Below are 866 nucleotides of genomic sequence, written 5' to 3'. Positions count from 1 at the left end.
GCCGAGTTCTTCGTGTTCGATTCGGTGCGCTACGACACCCATTCCGGCGCGGGCTACTATTACATCGACTCCGCCGAAGCGCCCTGGACCACCGGGGAGCTCAACGGGAACCTGGGCTACAAGGTGCGCCCCAAGCAGGGTTATTTTCCCACCGCGCCGTCCGATTCCATGCAGGACATGCGGTCGGAGATGGTCAATACCCTGGAGTCCCTGGGCATTACCGTGGAGGCTTCGCACCACGAGGTGGCGCCGGCCCAGCACGAGATTAACATCAGGTTCGATACCCTGGTGAACACGGCGGACAACCTGCAATGGTACAAGTACATCATCAAGAACATCGCCAAGCGTTATGGCCGCTCCGCGACCTTCATGCCCAAGCCCATGTACAACGACAACGGGAACGGGATGCACACCCACCAATCCCTCTGGAAGGATGGGGAGCCGCTGTTCGCCGGAGACCAGTACGCCGGGCTGAGCGAAATGGCCCTCCATTATATCGGTGGGTTGCTCAAGCATTCCCGAGCCCTGGCGGGATTAACCAATCCTTCTACCAACTCTTACAAGCGGTTGCTGCCGGGATTTGAGGCGCCGATCAACCTGGCCTATTCCAACCGCAACCGCTCGGCGGCAGTGCGGATCCCCATCGTGTCCTCGCCCAAGGCGCGGCGGGTCGAGTTCCGCTGTCCGGATTCCACCTGCAACGGGTACCTGGCCTTCTCGGCCATGATGATGGCGGGTCTTGACGGCGTCCAGAACAAGATCCATCCGGGCGATCCACTGGAGAAGGACATCTACGGCCTGCCGCCGGAAGAACTGGCCAAGGTGCCCAAGATGCCCGGCTCCCTGCGCGAGGCGCTCTCCGAACT

1 protein-coding gene is annotated in these 866 nt (G+C 61.3%); it reads left to right on the top strand.

The window, feature by feature from the left end:
- On the top strand, positions 1-866 hold an 866-nt coding region (gene glnA / locus FVQ81_18770), incomplete at both ends, for a type I glutamate--ammonia ligase (GenBank protein ID MBW7998573.1).

This window comes from Candidatus Glassbacteria bacterium, from assembly GCA_019456185.1.
Taxonomy (GTDB): Bacteria; Gemmatimonadota; Glassbacteria; order GWA2-58-10; family GWA2-58-10; genus JAJRTS01.
This window is presented reverse-complemented; position numbering and strand designations above follow the sequence as displayed.